The organism is Bradyrhizobium sp. 604_D8_N2_3 (genome assembly GCF_051810765.1).
In the GTDB taxonomy this organism is placed as follows: domain Bacteria; phylum Pseudomonadota; class Alphaproteobacteria; order Rhizobiales; family Xanthobacteraceae; genus Bradyrhizobium; species Bradyrhizobium barranii.
The window spans coordinates 952,819-970,080 of the sequence record NZ_JBPWPM010000001.1 but is presented as its reverse complement, the minus strand read 5'-3'; the positions used below and the strand labels follow the sequence as shown (position 1 = coordinate 970,080).

Genomic DNA, 17,262 nt, shown 5'->3' with positions numbered 1-17,262 from the left:
TGGGTGCGCGGGCTTGAGTGAGGGACGCGCGATGCGAGGGTTCCCTCCCCCCTTGCGGGGGAGGGTTAGGGAGAGGGGTAGCCACACAGGGACCGCCCGTGTGAACCCCCTTCCCCAACCCCTCCCCGCAAGGGGGAGGGGAGCCCTACCAGCGTGCTCGCCTCACGGCGTTATCGACACCAGCGAGAAGTCGATGAACCAGCTCTTCGGCTGCACGACGCCCGTCACCTTCGGGCTGATGGCACGGGGGCCGACGTCGTGGGCGACGTAGAGGAAGGCGGCATCGTCGACGGAGGCCGCGTGCAGCTCGGCGAGCGCCGCGTCGCGCGCGGCGGGGTCGAAGGTCTGGCGCGCCTTCTTCACCAGCTCGTCGAACTTGGGCTCGTGGATGAAGCCCCAATTGTTCGAGACCGGCGGCGCCATGCCCGATTGAAGGAAGCGCACCAGCGCGAAGAACGGGTCCATCGCCGCATAGGTGACGTTGGTCGCGTTCGAGCCGTTGGCGCTGGGATCCTTGGCGCCGCGGCGCCAGTTGGTGAACAGCGTGTTCCACTCGATGACGTCGAGCTTCACATCGAAATAGCATTCGGCGAGCGCCTGCTGGAGATATTCGTTCATCGGCAGCGGTTGCATCTGGCCCGAGCCCGACGCAGACGTCTGGATCTTCACCGTCAGCTTCTTTGACGGACCGAAGCCGGCCTCCTGCATCAGCTTTTGCGCAGCCGCCTTGTCATACTTGATCTCGAAGGTCGGCTTGCCGCGCCAGGGATGGCCGGGCTCGAAGGTGCCGGTCGCCGGCACCATCAGGCCCGCGAGCAGGCCGTCCTTGAGACCCTCGCGATCGACGCAGAGATTGGCGGCCTTGCGGACCCGGATGTCGTTCCAGGGCGAGCCCTCGACGCGCGAGAACTGCCACGGCCAGACATGCGGCTGCTCGTTGGCGTAGAGCTTGAAACCGCGCTGCTTGAGCTCGGGCAACGCGTCGGGCGCCGGCGCCTCGACCCAATCGACCTGCCCGGAGAGCAGCGCCGCGGTGCGCGCGTTCGCCTCCGGCATCGGCAAGAGCACCATCTTGTCGACCTTGGGCACCCGCGCCTTGTCCCAATAGGCCGCATTCTTCACGAGCTCGAGCCGCTCGCGCGGCGTGAAGCTCGCCATCTTCCACGGGCCGGTGCCCGCGGCGTCCTTGGCGAACGCGGTCCACGCGGCCTGCGACTTCGCCTTGGCGTCAGCGCCTTCCGCCTTGTCGTAGAAATGCTGCCACTTCGCCGGGCTCACCATGAACAGGTTGGTGAGGTTGATCGGCAGGAAGCTGTCGGGCTCCTTGGTGGTGAGCTCGACCGTCATGTCGTCGATCTTCTTCGCGGAGGCCAGCGTCGGCATGCGCGACGCGGTGACGCCGACCTGGCTGGCGTCGAACTGCGGTGCATCCTGCTTCAGCACCTTCTCGACGTTCCACACCACGGCATCGGCATTGAACGGCGAGCCGTCATGGAAGGTGACGCCGGGGCGGAGCTTGAAGATCCACTTGGTCTTGTCGGCATCGTCGACCTTCCACTCGGTCGCAAGGCCCGGGATTACCACGCTCGCCTTGTCGGCCGAGGACAGGTCCCAGCCGGTGAGCGCGTCGTACATGGTGAGGCCGGTGAAGCGGTTGCCTTCAAAACCCTGATCGGGCTGGCCCAATGTGCGCGGAATATCGGCAGCGGTCATGCCGATGCGCAGCACGGTTTCGGCGCTTGCCACGCTCGGCCACGCGGCCGCAGTCGTCAGAGCCAGCGCAGCAATCAGCGCCGCGCGGGTGGTTGTCTTCATAAGCATCGTCTCAGTCCTCTTCCGGCTTTCAATGACTAATTTTGATGCAAACGTATGCAATGGCTATGCCAATGGGGAAACTTTTTCTGCAAATTGCCCCTGCGACGACAAGTCTGTGTGATCACGTGTCGGCAAAGGCACCGTCCTGCCTATTCTGGCATCAAGATTGCAAGTTTGGCCCTGAAATCTCCTGGGAGCCTTGGGCCATGCGTATCCGACTATCGACCTGTCTCGCCGTGCTTGCGCTGGCGTTATCCGCGATCACGGCACGCGCCGAAACGGTGGTGCGCTACGGCATCTCGATGGCGGACATCCCGCTGACGACGGGCCAGCCCGATCGCGGCGCCGGCGCCTATCAGTTCACGGCGTACACCATCTACGATCCGCTGGTCGCCTGGGAGATGGACGTCGCCGACCGCCCCGGCAAGCTGGTGCCCGGGCTCGCCACCGAATGGAAGGTGGATGATGCCGACAAGACCAAATGGCGGTTTGCTTTGCGCAAGGGCGTGAAGTTTCACGACGGCAGCGAGTTCAACGCCGATGCGGTGATCTGGAATCTGGACAAGGTGCTCAACGACAAGGCGCCGCAATTCGACAAGCGGCAGAGCGCGCAGGTGAAGACCCGTCTGCCTTCGGTCGCTAGCTACGCCAAGATCGACGATTTCACGGTGGAGATCACGACCAAGACGGTCGATTCCTTCTTTCCCTACCAGATGCTGTGGTTCCTGGTCTCGAGCCCGGCGCAGTACGAGAAGCTCGGCAAGGATTGGGACAAGTTCGCGAGCCAGCCCTCCGGCACCGGTCCGTTCAAATTGACCAAGCTCGTGCCGCGCGAGCTTGCGGAGCTCACGAAGAATCCGGACTACTGGAACAAGAAGCGCATTCCAAAGGCCGACAAGATCGTGCTGGTGCCGATGCCGGAAGCGCTGACGCGCACCAATGCGCTGCTCGCAGGGCAAGTGGACCTGATCGAGACGCCGGCGCCGGACGCCGTGCCGCAGCTGAAAGCCGCCGGCATGAAGATCGTCGACAATGTCACGCCACATGTCTGGAACTATCACCTCAGCGTGCTGCCGGGCTCGCCCTGGACCGACATCCGCCTGCGCAAGGCGTTGAACCTCGCGATCAATCGTGACGAAGTCGTCGGCCTGATGAATGGCCTCGCAAAACCGGCCAAGGGCCAGGTCGACCCGTCGAGCCCGTGGTTCGGCAAACCGAGCTTTGAGCTGAAATATGATCTGGCTGCGGCCAAGAAACTGGTCGAAGAGGCAGGCTACTCCAAGGCAAAACCGCTGAAGGCCACCTTCATCATCGCCCAGGGCGGCACCGGCCAGATGCTGTCGCTGCCGATGAACGAATTTTTGCAGCAAAGCTTCAAGGAGATCGGCATCGACATCGACTTCAAGGTGGTCGAGCTCGAGACATTATATACGCATTGGCGCAAGGGCGCGGCCGACGAGATGAACGCCGGCATCACCGCCAACAACATCGCCTATGTCACCTCCGACCCGCTCTACGCCATCGTCCGCTTCTTCGCCTCCGATCAGATCGCGCCGGTCGGCGTCAACTGGGGCGGCTACAAGAACCCTGAGGTCGATGCGCTGATCAACAAGGCCAAGCAGACGTTCGACACCGCCAAGCAGGACGATCTGATCGCGCAGGCGCATGCGCTGATCGTCGATGATGCCGTGCTGGTCTGGGTCGTCCACGACACCAACCCGCACGCGCTGTCGCCGAAGATCAAGCAGTTCGTGCAGGCGCAGCACTGGTTCCAGGATCTGACGACAATCGGGACGGAGTGAAGGCGGCAAACGCCGGTGTCGTAGGGTGGGCAAAGCGTAAGCGTGCCCACCACCTCTATACGCGGAGTAAGATGGTGGGCACAGCGCTAGCGCGCCTTTGCCCACCCTACGGGAGTTGATGTTGGCGGCGAAGAGCAGACGGACGCTACCGCGTCAAACATCGCTGTCGTCCCGGGGCGCGACGTAGTCGCGAGCCCGGGACCCATAACCACAGGAGTGGTTTGGCGAAGACTCGGAGTTACCGAGTCGCGCGATAACCGCTCCCTGTGGTTATGGGTCCCTGCGTGCACAGGGACGACAGCGAGTGTGAGGCCCCGAGCGGGGGCCTCAAGCACCCCCTACTTCGTCAGCAGCGCATACGCCCCGGTCCATCCCTCCGCCGGCGGATTGATCTGGAATTCCTTGATGCGCGCCTCGTACAGCTTGAACAGCTTTTCCAGCGTGTCGGCATCCTCGCTGTGGCGGCCGCGCTCGATCGCATCCAGCGCGCCCTGCCAGTCGCGGCCGCGGTAGCAGCCGAGCATCTCGATGGTGACGTTGCGCAGACGCTGGAAGGCGCCCGAATGCATCACGTCCTCGCGGCCGGCGATGGCGTAGATCACCTCGGGTTCGGTCTTGCCCTTGACCATGATGAAGTCGAGCTCGAGGATCGCGAACTTGTCCTTGGCGGCGAGCGCGGTCCTGGAGCCGACGATGATGGGAAAGCCGTATTCCTTCGACTGGCCTTCCAGGCGCGAGGCGAGGTTCACGCTGTCGCCGAGCACCGAATAGTTCTTCTTCAGATCGGAGCCCATGTTGCCGACGACGCCGATGCCGGTGTTGAGGCCGATGCCGACATTGAGCGGGATGTAGACATGACCGCCATCGGCGGCCTCCTGCTCGCGCTCCTTGTTGACCGCGTCGATCTGCTCCAGCATCTGGATCGCGGCCTCGCAGGCGTTGACCTCGTGCTCGGCATCGTCGAGCGGCGCGTTCCAGAACGCCATGATGGCGTCGCCCATGTACTTGTCGATATAGCCCTTCTGATCGATGATGACGTCTGTCAACGGCGTCAGGAAGCGGTTCATCAGCGCGATCAGGCCTTGCGGATCCTGCTTGTAGCTCTCCGAGATCGTGGTGAAGCCGCGCACATCGGAAAACATGATCGTCATCTCGCGCTCCTCGCCGCCGAGCACCAGCTTTTCGGGCGACTGCGCGAGCTGCTCGACCAGGACGGGCGACATGTATTGCGCGAACATGCCGCGGATCTGCACGCGCTGACGCTGCTCGCGCACGAAGCTCGCGAAGATCAGTGTCAGATAGATCGCGGTGGTCGAGAGCAATGGGTAGGTGAAGTCGATGAGATAGCGATACTGCGCATAGAAGAACCAGGATACGCCGACCAGGATGGCGGCGAACATGGCACCCGCGAGCCCAAGGCGCACCGGTCCGAGATTCGGCGTGAAGATGATGACGAGCAGGCCGATCACGAGCGCGGCGATCAGCTCGACGCCGAGCGCATAGTTCGGCTGGGAGATCACCGCGCCGCTGAGCACGCTCTCCAGCACCTGGGCATGAATCTCGACACCCGGCATGGTCGATGACACCGGCGTGGTCTTGATGTCGTTCAGCCCGACCGCCGAGGTGCCGACCAGCACCAGCTTGCCGGCGATCCTGTTCGGCGGCACGGTGTTGTCGAGCACATCAGCGGCGGAGACGTAGATCGAGGGATCCTGGCGGGCATAGTGCACCCAGAGCTGGCCGTTCTTGTCGGTCGGAATCTCCACGCCCTTGAGGCGCACGGCCCTGATGCCGGTCTTGTCGGTCCGGACCAACAGCGTCGGCGTTCCCGTGACGACGCGTAAAATCTCGAGGCTGAGCGAGGGCATGATGTTGCCCTGGGCGCGCATGATCAACGGCACGCGGCGGATCAGGCCGTCGCGCTCGGTCTTGATCGAGAACAGGCCGCGGCCGGCCGCGACCTTCTCGATGACAGGCACGTTGCGCAAGAGGCCGGGGAATTCGAACAGGAAACGTTCGGCATCCGCTTCGCCGACCGTCGCGACGCCGGTGAAGGGCAGCGACTTGTCGATCTCGGACGAGATCGCCGGCTGCCCGGTTTCGCCCAGCACCACGTGCGAGCGCTTGATCGCGTCGGCGAGGACCTGGTCATTGGTCGGCAGTTCGCGCAGCCTGGCGCGGGTGGCGTCGTCGAGATCGCGCATCTGGCTCGCGACCAGATCCGGGTTGAGCCGGTCGGCTTCGGAGAACACCATGTCGAAGCCGATCGTCACCGCGCCGTTACCGGTGAGGTTCTGGATCAGGTCCGCGATCCGCGTGCGCGGCCATGGCCACTGGCCGAGCTTGGCGAGGCTCTTGTCGTCGATGTCGACGATGGTGACCGGCCGCGCCGCCTTGTGGCGCGGATCGATCAGCTGGAACATGTCGAAGGTGCGCAGCCGCAATTCCTGGATCGGCGGCGGATCCCAGACACGAGCGCCGGCGAACAAGACCAGCAGCGCAAGGCACATCAGCCGCGCGAAGCCGAGCTTCCGCGCAAACCACCGCCGCAGGATCTTCAGACGTTTCATTTTAGTCGGACTTCCTGACCTGTATCGCGCCCGGCGCCGATCATGCAGCTGCGGCGCGTAATTGGCTATTCCCCGGCGGTTCAGGATTATGGATTTTTTGCCGCGGTCAAGCTGCGAGCCGGCCGCCAGGAGGCCCCGGCGGCGATCAGGTGATGTGGAAGATGAAATCGCTGGCCTTCAGATTTGCCGCGATCACGTTCTTCAGCAGGATCGTCTCGTGGTTGTCCAGCGTGATCTGGGCGCCGCCCGATTGCGGAGCGATATTGACGTCGTCCAGCGAGCTGATGCTGCCGAACTGCCGCAGGTCGATCTTGTCGAGGCCAATCTCGAAATCGTCGACGCTGTGCTGGACCGTGGACTGCGACGACGTCGGCGCGAACACGAACTGGTCCTTGGCGCCGCCGCCGATGAGCGTGTCGCTCGACTCGGTGGCGAAGATCACGTCCTTGCCGTCGGTGCCCTCCAGGCGGACGCCCTGGCTGTTGGCGCCCTCGACGAAGATGAAGTTCACGGTGTCGGAATGGCCGGTCGAGTCGGCAACGGTCACCGTGATCTTGTCCGTTGCGGGCGGCTGCGGATACTGCTCGGTGCTGGCGCCTGTCGGGTCGTAGGTGATGCCGGCACTTTCTGCGAGGCCGGTGTTGATCTGCTCGAGCGAGCCCGTCGTCGGATATGCACTGACGCTGCTGGTATCCGGATGCGAGGTCGACACCGTGACGGTGAAAATGTCCGTCGCCGCGCCAGAATCGGTATCGGTGACCACCAGATCGGTGATGATATCGTTGCTGTTCTCGCGGATGTGCTCGACGTGGAAGCTCTCGGTGTTGATGACTGGGCCGATGGCAGGCGTCACGCTCGTGCCGATGGTGGTGATGTCGTGCGAGATCGGCGTGGTGCCGCCGGTGCCCGTCGCCGTGAGATCGATCGTCGCCGTCGAGCCAGCGGTGGTGATGGCGCCTGTATAGGTGTCGTCGAGAGCGTGGACGCCCAGCGCGCCAGGCTCGCCGCTGAATCCGTCGGCAGGCACGAACCGGATCAGCGTAGCGGAGCTCAGCACGAGCGCATTCGCATCACCGACCGAGTCGACATCGACCCAGCAGCCGCCAACCTTGTACTGCCAGACGCCCTGGTCGGCGGTCGCGGCGTCCGACGTCACCGCGATGGCCTTGAAGGTCGCGCCAGTGTCGGCGTCATGGAACTTGTTCGTGAAGAGATCGCGGATCTTGCTGCCAGCCGGATCGCTGTCGTTGCCGGCGACGGCGGCCAGCGTCGCGCTGTCGAGCGTCGGCGCGTCGTTCTTGCCGGTGATCGTGATGGTGACGTCGGTCGTGGTGGTCTCGCCCCGGCCATCATCGAGCGTGATGGTGGACACGACCTTCGCCGTCTGGTCCTGGCCGAGGAAATCGAGCGCGTTGTCGGCGATCGAATAGTGCCAGGTGACGGTACCGTTGTTCTTGCCGGTCAGCTGATACGTCAGCGCGTTCTTCAACGCGGCGGTCTCGTCGGGCGTGAGCGACGCGGTGAGGTCGGTGGCGCCGTCGAGCCAGGTCACGTCCTGGTCGACCTTCGTCACCGTCGGCCGGTCGGTCAGGTCGATGTCCTTGAAGTCGATCGAGCCGGTCGCGGCCGGCGACGGGTCGATCGTCGAGGACGAACCGGTGGTATCAGGCTGCTCGGAGAAGCTTGCGGTCAGCTGCGCCACGTCCGTGGTGGTGAATGCCGGCGCATCGTCGTCCGCATGGATCGTGATCAGCGTGTGGCCACCCTCATCACTGCCCGCGAAGTGCGCGTCGCGATAGTCTCCGACCAGGGTCAGGCTGATGCTCTTGCCATCGTCGCCGGTGACCGTCAGCACGCCGCCGCTCGCGGGGTGGTCGGCATCCGGGACATAAACCGCGCTGGTGCCAGGCCCCCACTTGATCATCGTCAGGTCGATCTTGTCGTTCGCGGACAGCTCCGCGATCGAGCCGCCGAAATCCTTCGTATCGATCTCCAGCTCGGCGCCGTCACCGGCAAGCGTGATCGTTTGCGATACCGCACCCTTGACCTCGAGCGTCGCGCCGGCATCGACGACGACCGCGCCCGTGGCCGAGCCCGACAGCGAGCCAAACAGCGTCAGCGTCCCGGTGTGAACCTCGATCGAGCCAGTGCCGGTGTTGGTGATGTCGCCCGTGATCGACGCAGTGCCCCAGCTGTCGATGTCGCCATAATTTTCGATGGTCAGATCGGCCCCGGAAATGGAGGCCGCGTGCAGATCGATGTCGCCGTGGTTGACGATCGAGGACGCATCACCGAACACGCCGCTGCCGGCGACCGTCCAGGTGCCGCCTGCGTTGTTATTGAACGTGGCGGTGGCGACCGAGATGTTGCCGTTGATGTGGCCGGCGTTGTTGATCGTGATCTCGCCACCAGTCTCGACGATCGCGTAGGTCGATGAGGTCACGCTGCCGGCATCGGTTGGCCCGATGGTGCCGGAGTTGATGATAGTCGCAGTGCCGGTACCGTTCTCCTGGATGGAGATCGCAGCGACGCCATCGGCGCCGACCACGGAGCCGGTATTGGTGATGTGCGTCGAGCCGGTCGCCCCCGCATCGTCCTGGTCGACATTGATGCCGGACGAGGTCGTGCCGGTGATGTGCCCGTTGTTGGTGACGGTGACTGCGCCGTTGCCATGGGAGACGATGTCGAGACCGACCGCGCCGGAAACGCCGCCGCCGATCGTCGCCGTGATATTGCCCGCGCCGTTCGCACCGTCATGCAGCACGATGCCGTTGCCAGTCTGGCCGGTGATGTCGCCTGATGTCGTCAGCGAGATGTCGCCGATGCCGTTCTGAGTGACGACAATGCCGTTGGTCGCGCCGGTCAGCGTACCGCTCGGGGTCAGTACGATATTGCCGCGATGGCCGATCGTCCCGCCCGAAGCGGTGAAGTCGAGCGCGTCGCCCTTGCCCGAATTGATGTCGGCATCGCCGGTGACCGTGAAAGTACCGCCGGTCGTCGCCTGACCGGCGATAGTGCCGGTAAAGGCATGGCTCGTCTTGTCGAGCTCGAGCGTATTGGTGCCACCGGCGAAGGTGACGGTCTGCGCGTCCGCGCCACCAAGCTCCAGCGTCGTGTCATCGTCGATGATCAGCGTGCCCGTGCCGGTGATGCCGCCGGACAGGTTGAGCGTACCGCTCTGGACTTCGATGGTGCCGGTGTTGGTGACGCCGCCCGTGATCGTATTGAGGCCGGCGACGCTGTACAGGTTGCCGGCATTGGTCAGGCTGCCGCCGTTGATCGAGACGTCGGTCAGATAGAGCTTTGACGCGCCGTCGACCGAGATGATGCCGCCGGCGTTGGCGATGGTGGAGGCCGTGAGCTTCAGCGTGCCGCCGGTCACTGCCTCGATCAGACCGTGATTGGTGATGGCGTGAAGGATGCCGGGATCGATCGTCAGGGCGCCGCTGGTGACCGAGATCGTGCCGGTGTTGCCGACGTCGGCGTTGTCGATGGCGCTCGCGCCGGTCGATTCCAGCGTGCCGGCGATGGTGAGCGTGCCACCGGCCAGGCTCGCACCGTTCAACGTCAGCGTCTTGCTCGCATCGACATTGACAGTGCCGTGATTGACGATCGCGGTGCCCACAACGGTCGCGTTGTCCAGCGTCAGCGTGACGCCGCTCTCGACCGTCACCGCACTGACGCTGAGCGTGGCGGCGCTGTCGATCTTGCTGGCACCGGTGACGTCGATCGTGCCGGCACCCTTGATGGCGCCGCCGCTGATCGTGGCATTGTCCAGCGTCAGGACCGCATTGCCGTCGACGATGACGTCGCCGCTCGAATTGTCGACGGTCGAGCCCTGCTCGATCGCGAGCGCGCCGTTGGCGAGCACTTCGATGATGCCGGCATTGGTGACGGTCTCACCGCTGAGCGCATTGCGCGCACCGCTCACCTTGAAGACGGTATTGTTTTTCAGAATGCCGCCGCTCAGGACGGCATCGCCGGTCAGATCGATCTCACCGTTGTTGGTAATCGTGCCTGCGCCGCGAATGCCGACGTTGAGGACGGGGCCTCCCTCGTCATCACCGCCGCCGGTGTCGATCACCGCACCAGCTCCGCCGATGGTCGCATTGTTGACGATCAGCTTGCCGCTGGCATCGACCGTGATCTGACCGTCATTGATAACGCTGGAGCCCTGATGGATCGTCAGCCAGCCATTGGCCAGCACCTCGATCACACCGGCCGCGGTGTTGGACACGGTCTCGTGGGCGAACTCGACCGTGCCCTTGACGTTGACGGTGCCGGAATTGTTCAGCGTGCCGTTCTCGATCAGGCTGGTGCCGTCGAGCTCCAGCGTGCCCAAAATGCTGACGGTGCCACCATCGACCGTCGCGGTATCGACGATCAGCGTCGAGCCGGCATCGGCCCTCAGCAAGCCGCCGGCGTTGTGAATCGTGGCGAGCGTCTTCAGCGTGCCGCCGGACAGCTCGATCGTGCCGGAATTGGTGATCTTGGTGCCGCTGGCGAAATCGCCGCCGCCCGCGAGCGTCAGATAGCCGGCATTGGTGAGCACGCTCGTGCCCAGAATCTCGGCCTTGCCGCCGACCGACATCGTTCCGGTCGCGGCGGTCGTGAGGATCGAATCGGCACCCATGTTGAGCGCGCCTGATATCGTCAGCGAGCTCTGGACGATCACCTTCGGCGGCGGGCCACCGAAATCGTTCATCGTCAGCGACTTGGCGTAGGCCGCGGTGTCGATCGTCACCGGATAGGACGGCGTCAGGCCGTGCAGCTGATCGGTGATGACGATGACGTCGTCATTGATGGTCGGGACCGTACCGGTTGCCCAGTTCGCCGCGTCCTTCCAGAAGCCGCCGGAGGGAGCGCCGGCCTTGTCGGTCGCGATCCACACCACCGCGGGCGCGTCGGTGCCGGTGATCGTGACGGTGATGGTCTGCTGTGAGGTCGCGCCGTGCGAATCCGTCAGCGTCACGGTGTAGACCAGCGTCAGCACCTCACCCTTCGGGATGAAGTCGGCGAGATAGACCGGCAGATCGGCCAGCGACCAGTTGATGGTGCCGGTGCCGTCTCCGGTGCTGTCGGCGCCCGCCGCGATCGCGACCGACATCGCGCTCTGGAACGCCGCGAGCGGGCCCGGCGGAACGGTGCCATCAGGCAGGGTCGCGCTGGTCAGCGCCACCGACACCGTATGCTTGTCGGTGAGATCCACGTCGTCGAAGTTCAGCGTGCCCGTCGTCGGCACATCGCTGGTGAGCGGGCCACCCGGCACGCTGGTGCCGCCTTCAAAGATGATGACCGGAACGCTGGTGGTGATCACCGGCTTGTCGTTGGTGCCGGTGATCGTGATCGTGATGGGGATGAAGGCGGTCTCGGGGCTGACCGAGAAATTGTTGTCGACGCGGACCATGTAGGTCAGCGTCAGCGTTTCGCCGGCCGCGAGGAAGTCGAAGACGTGGTCGGGGATCGTGTAGGTCCAGACCGCCGAGCCGTTGTTGTTGTTGCCACCGTCGGCGGCGACGCTGATCTGGATCTGCGTCGCCGCGATGTCCTGCTTCTGAAGTGCAGAGAGCGTGCCGGTGACGTCCTGGCCGGCACTCTTGTAGACGTAGTTCGGCGCATCGGCGAGATTCACGCTCACCGTCGGCCTGTCGCCCAGGTTCTGGTCGACGAAGGTGATCCGGCCGGAGATCGTGTCGGAATGCGTCGTGTCGCCGGTCGTGTCCGCGCGCTCGGTCAGCGCAAACGCCGTCTTCACATTGCCGTTGAGATCAAGGCTTTGAGACAGAGGCTTGCCGGGGTAACGGTTGAAAGGCGTCGTGTGATCGCTGGGCCCCTGCGGTCCCTGCTGACCGAGGTTGGTGAAGAGCGCGGTCGCGATGTAGCCGGCCGGCGTCTTGATCACCAGGCCGTCGCTGGTCTGCGTGATCGTGTCGGTGAAGTTCGTGGTCAGCTTGGTGTTGGTGTTGTTGTCGGTGAACTTCAGCGTGAACACGTCCGTGATCAGCTTCTGCACGTCCGGCGACAGCAGCCCGTTGGTGATCGAGACATTGCCGCCGCTGATCTGGATCATCTGGCCGGCCTGGTTGACCGTCGCGATCGGCAGCAGCGTGACCTTGTCGAACAGGATGTAGGAGCCCGTCGTGCCGTTCGGCTCGACCAGCACCTGGAAGCTCGCCTGCGGCTGCGGATCGCCGCCGCCGGCAGGAACGACGAAGTTGATCTGGGTCAGAACCGCCGTGCCGCGGATGCCCATGGTGGCGACCGGCGTGTCGATCTTCATGTCGCCGTGCTTGGCGGTCTCGCCCGCGACGAAGGTGATGGTGCCCGCAACCAGGCTCAGCAGCGAGGAATTGCTCGACCCGTTGGGGTCGTAGACCATCTCGTTCAGCACCATCCGCGCATTGGAGGACAGGCCGAACACGGTGCCGTCGATGAAGGTGATGCCGAGCGTCGAATCCGCGCCGGTCGAGACCACATCGCCCTTCTCGACATTGTCGCCGTTGTTCAGCGTGACCGAGACGCCGTTGCGAACCGCGGTCGCGCTGCCGGAGAGTTTTGTGACGTGGCCGATGACCTGCGCGGCGGCGATGCCGGGCGCGGCCTGCGCAACCTGCACATGGCCCGTGAGCGCGTTGACGACGTCGCCGGTGAGATGGGCGCCATCGGGCGAGGCGATCGCTGCGCGCTTGTCGCCCTTGAAATAATCGTGAACGACGAACTCATGCCCCTCGTGGGACAGCACGAGGTCGAGACCTGCGCGCTTGAACTCGCCATTGAAGATCAGGTTAGCATCGGGAACAACGAACGTGCCGTCGGGCACGTGACCGTGCGCCTTCGCGACAAAAGGCTTGGCGATAAAAGTCTTGGCCGCAAAGGAATCGACATGAACGTCCGCGGCCGAGCGGGAACCCTCGCCATCAAGGGGAATCGTGGCGTCAAATTTGCCAGCGTAATTCAACCGGGGGGCACCGCAAAAAGAGTTAAAATCTAAGTAAGTAACGACCGCCTAAGCTTGAATAGCATTACCAAGTCCTTAGCGAAACCATCTATTGCTTGTGTGATTCCCATCACTTGGCTGGAGGAGTCTCCAATAGCGGCGCCTTCACAGAGAAGTCGAAGTAATTCTTTAAATATTCCGAGGTCGGTTTTCGGCTTATTTTCACGCATTCCCAGTCATCCAAAGTAACCAGTCGCCCATATCGAACGACGGATACTTGTGTCATCTTTTGTTCGTAGTTCCCCGCAGCATCCTGCGGCAAATACGGGGCAGAATCTGTGACCCAACTAACAGAACCCGTGAAATAGCGGGCTGTTAGCCATAAGCGGTAGAATCAGCCCTCCCGCAGCTTCAGCCCGCAATTGGTTCCATTTCGCGGCGACGGAGCCCTCCTAGCCGGCGAATCGTAAAATTTTACGCAATTTGCACAGGCCCGTTTCAGCCTGTCCCACGGTTTTGGGAGCCCTGCCGGGCGCATTAAGCAGAACAAAACGGCCCGTCTCGCACTATCTCCGCGAAAGCAACAAAGCCCGGCACGACCAGGTCGAGGGGGACCTGGCGAAGCTGGAAGGGGATGTCAGATGGAGACCGCTGCTCGCTCGCGCGCTTGGCGCGCTGTCATTGTGCTGTGCGGATTGATCCTGCTTGGATCGGCCGCCGAGCTCCGCGCCGGCACGCTGCTGTCGCCTGGGGCCGGCGTCCTCGTGCGCAAATCCGCCGAGCCGTTCGGCGTGTTCGCCTTCGCTATCTCCTCCGGCAGCCTCCAGCAGAAATGGTTCGCGCTGAAGCAGAAGCTCGACGACGACATGGTGCAGCTCGCGCTGTGCGACGGCGACCGGGACAATTGCGCGTCGCCCGCGGCGCTCAAACTGATCGCCATCGTCGACCAGGCCCGCAGCCGCGACGGCCGCGCGAAGCTGGGCGAGACCAATCGCGCCATCAATCTTGCCATCCGGGCCGCCAATGACGGCGCCGACGACGTCTGGAGCTCGCCGCTCGCGACCTTTGCGCGGGGCGCTGGCGATTGCGAAGACTATGCCATCGCCAAGCTGGCCGCGCTGCGGCTCGCCGGCGTTGCCAATGAGGACCTCCGCATCGTCGTGGTGCGTGACGTCAGGGCCGGCGAAGAGCATGCGGTCGCCGCAGCAAGGCTCGACGGCCACTGGCTGATGCTCGACAACCGCCGCATGGCGATGGTCGAGGACGACGCGGCCCAGACCTACCAGCCGCTGTTCGTGCTCTACCAGTCCGCCGTGATGAAATATGTCGACGAACCCGTGCGGTTGTCGATGGCCGCGCCCGAGGCGCACTGACGAAGAAGATGTTCACCGCGTGCGTCGCCGCCAACCGCTCGGGGTCTCGCCGGTCAGCTTCCTGAATGCCGCAGCGAAGGCGGTCTGCGAGGAATAACCAAGCGCGGCTGCGATCGACACGATCGAGTCGTCGGTGTCGCGCAGCATGTTCATGGCCTGCTCGAGCTGGTGCTGGCGTAGCCAGGCATACGGCGACAGCCCGGTGCTTCCCTTGAAGGCGCGGCAGAAATGGAAGCGCGAAAGGCCGGCATCGGATGCCAGCGCCGCGAGCGAGACGTCCGCATTGCTGTCCGAACGCAAGCGTTCGATGGCGCGACACAGCACCTTGGGCGACAACCCGCCGGTGACCGGCTGGACCGTTACAGGCGAACCTGCGTGGGCAACCAGCAGGCGCGTCGCCAGAAGATCAGTCATCTGATGCCTGAACAGGGCATCCAAGGCCGCGCTGCCTTCCAGCACATCCGCAGCACTCAGGAGCAATCGGGATGTAACGGGGTCGGGATGGACCGTTCGCTCCACGAGATCACCAGGAGCGGCCACGTCGGCTTCGTGGGCAACGCGCTGGAGCGTTGCGTGCGGCAGGTAGAGCTGAACGACATTCAGAGGCTGGTAAATGTCCCATCGTGAGCTCGAACCGGCCGGAATGACTGTCACGGTCCCGGGACGCGTCATTCCATTCACAAATGCTTTCCCGTTACGGCGCTCGAACCGCACCGACCCGGCGGGGAACGTCATGATGACGTGATCGTCCATGGGCTTGACGACGTCGTGGAGGGGATCATGCTTCCAAAGTGTGATCGCGCCGCAGGATGATGACGCCATGTGAACGGGCTTCGTCTTGAGTACGCGCGTCATTTCCGCATCGGGACACTCGCCGATCGGCAACTGGGAAGTGTCTGGATTCTGCGAAATATCTCGCAAGCGAGGTTTGCTCATGGACCTGTTCTCGCCGTTGAGAGGGTCTGGTTTGAGCGTTCGAGGCGTTCTCAGGAATACGGATCTGGGGTCTCTTCCCAAAGTGACCCTGCTGCAAGTTTAGACGAAACGCGCGTTCAGATCGACCTGCATTCTCGGATAGTGCGGGACCATGGTGCCGCAGGGCAAGGTTTCGCAGGTTCCGCGGCAGCTCGGCCAATGACCAGCTGGTTTGTGTTCTTCCGCTTTTGGCCCGAAGGCGAAGTGCCGCGATGTCCGCTCCCGCGCCGCCGTTGGGGGAGAAGCAGACATCAGGTGGCCGACTCGCAGCAACCGACTTTATGAGTACGCACCCTAACCACTAGCACCGGCCCCGGATTACGCGGAGCCTGTCATCGGGCGGCGCTTTGCGCCGACCCGTTGGCTCCATCCGGGCTACGGGTCTCGCGTAAACCGTCACGCCACAAAGCCGTTTCGCCGCGCGATCCGGGGCGCTAGCATGGCGCCTTTGCGGGGGCGTCTGGAATGCGGTTCATCTTGCTGTCTGTGCTTGCGCTGCTGGTATTGCCGGCGGCACCAGGCTCCGCGCAATCGGGCCCGTCTGACCGCTCCATCGCCGACAGGCTGCCGCTATTTGCCCGAAACAACTGCCAGCAGATCCGCGATCCCGGCAATCAATTGTTCTGCGGTGACGCCGAGCTGGCCGCCGCCGCCGAGAAGCTCGGCACGGCGATCGAGGCGCGGCTCGCCCGCCTGCCCGATCGCCTCCCCGCGATCGAGGAGAATGCGATCTGGATCCGACAGCGCAACCTCGGCTGCGGCATCGTTGGCCAGACCGCGATCCGCGCCGACGATTTCGACCGCGTGAAGGCGTGCCTTCTCAAGGTCACCGAAGAGCGCGCCGCAATAGTGCGTGATCCGGATTTCGATTGTCTCGCGGCCAACACGGCCGCGGGCGCGCTGATCTGCGCGGACCCGTCGCTGGCGCTCGCCGAAACCGAGCTCAACAGCCAGGTACTGGGCCTGATCGGCAGGCTGGACCCGACCGCGGCCCGCTTTGCCTTCGCCGAATACGGCCGATGGACGAGAGAGCGCGATCGCAAGTGCAATCTCGTCGGCAAGGAGAACGTGCCGCTTGCCGAGCTTTCGTCCGCGGAAGATTGTCTCGCCGAGCATCTGAAGCGCAAGACCGAGGAGATCGCCGCCGCCAAGGGCGATCCGAAGAAAGTGTTCGGCCGGCAGGTCGCGGCGCGCTCGCCCGACACCGACGCCGTCGATTTCTGCGCCGCACGGATTCACGCCGCCAATTCGTGCGGCAATTTCCTCCGCATCAACCGCGTCTACGCGCTCGACAGCCAGGTGACCGACCAGGAGGCGCAGGTCACGGGCGAGATCGAGATGGTCGTGCTGGCGCCCTTCACCATGTGCAGCAAGGTCGCTTCCACCTGCACCGGCACCTGCTGGGACCCCAGGACGGGCCGTCCGCAGCCCGGCCTCGGCAGCAAGGAGCGATCCGGCGAAGCCTTCAACGTCACGCGCCGCCTGAGAATCCAGCGGACCTTCGCCTTCGTCAAAGCCGCCGACGGCTGGCGCTGCCGGGAAGACGAGCTCGCGCCGGTGAATTCGGGCACGGCGGGTGGGGGATCGTAGGTTCTCCCCGTGGCGTGCTTTCTTCCTTCTCCCCTTGTGGGAGAAGGTGGCGCGCACATCGTGCGCGCCGGATGAGGGGTTCTCTCCACTCGCACGACCATTCATGAGGATAGAGACCCCTCACCCGGCTTCGCTCACGCGAAGCCACCCTCTCCCGCAAGGGGAGAGGGTGCACCGTCAGCGCCGCAAGAGCGAAGCCA

The 17,262-nt window shown here is 64.0% G+C and carries 7 protein-coding genes; 3 read left to right on the top strand and 4 right to left on the bottom strand.

Going from position 1 to position 17,262, the window contains the following annotated elements:
- Positions 1 to 162 precede the first annotated feature (162 nt).
- Entirely contained in the window at positions 163 to 1,821 is a 1,659-nt protein-coding gene (locus AB7245_RS04540; RefSeq protein ID WP_085398862.1) for an ABC transporter substrate-binding protein, read from the bottom strand.
- Between the two features lie 200 nt (positions 1,822 to 2,021).
- Between AB7245_RS04540 and AB7245_RS04535 the strand changes: the two genes are divergently transcribed.
- Positions 2,022 to 3,617 carry an ABC transporter substrate-binding protein gene (locus tag AB7245_RS04535; protein ID WP_085398861.1) on the top strand — a complete coding sequence of 532 codons (1,596 nt, stop codon included), beginning with the start codon at positions 2,022 to 2,024 and terminating at the stop codon, positions 3,615 to 3,617.
- Between the two features lie 338 nt (positions 3,618 to 3,955).
- Here AB7245_RS04535 and AB7245_RS04530 read toward each other — a convergent pair whose 3' ends face one another.
- Together AB7245_RS04530 and AB7245_RS04525 are read right to left on the bottom strand one after the other, a co-directional pair.
- On the bottom strand, positions 3,956 to 6,187 hold the full coding sequence (locus AB7245_RS04530; RefSeq protein WP_135216242.1) for a CHASE2 domain-containing protein: 2,232 nt from the start codon (positions 6,185 to 6,187) through the stop codon (positions 3,956 to 3,958).
- A gap of 145 nt (positions 6,188 to 6,332) precedes the next feature.
- Entirely contained in the window at positions 6,333 to 13,145 is a 6,813-nt protein-coding gene (locus AB7245_RS04525) for a VCBS domain-containing protein (RefSeq protein WP_354077887.1), read from the bottom strand.
- Positions 13,146 to 13,765: 620 nt separating this feature from the next.
- Here AB7245_RS04525 and AB7245_RS04520 point away from each other — a divergent pair.
- Entirely contained in the window at positions 13,766 to 14,497 is a 732-nt protein-coding gene (locus AB7245_RS04520) for a transglutaminase-like cysteine peptidase (RefSeq protein WP_085398858.1), read from the top strand.
- Positions 14,498 to 14,509: 12 nt separating this feature from the next.
- On the opposite strand, the gene AB7245_RS04515 is transcribed toward AB7245_RS04520, so the two are convergent.
- A complete protein-coding gene (locus AB7245_RS04515; RefSeq protein ID WP_085398857.1) occupies positions 14,510 to 15,433 on the bottom strand; it encodes a helix-turn-helix domain-containing protein in 924 nt (307 codons plus the stop codon).
- A gap of 504 nt (positions 15,434 to 15,937) precedes the next feature.
- On the opposite strand from AB7245_RS04515, the gene AB7245_RS04510 reads away from it, so the two are divergent.
- Positions 15,938 to 17,062, top strand: a complete 1,125-nt coding sequence (locus AB7245_RS04510; RefSeq protein WP_085398856.1) for a lysozyme inhibitor LprI family protein — start codon at positions 15,938 to 15,940, stop codon at positions 17,060 to 17,062.
- The last annotated feature ends 200 nt before the right edge of the window (positions 17,063 to 17,262 follow it).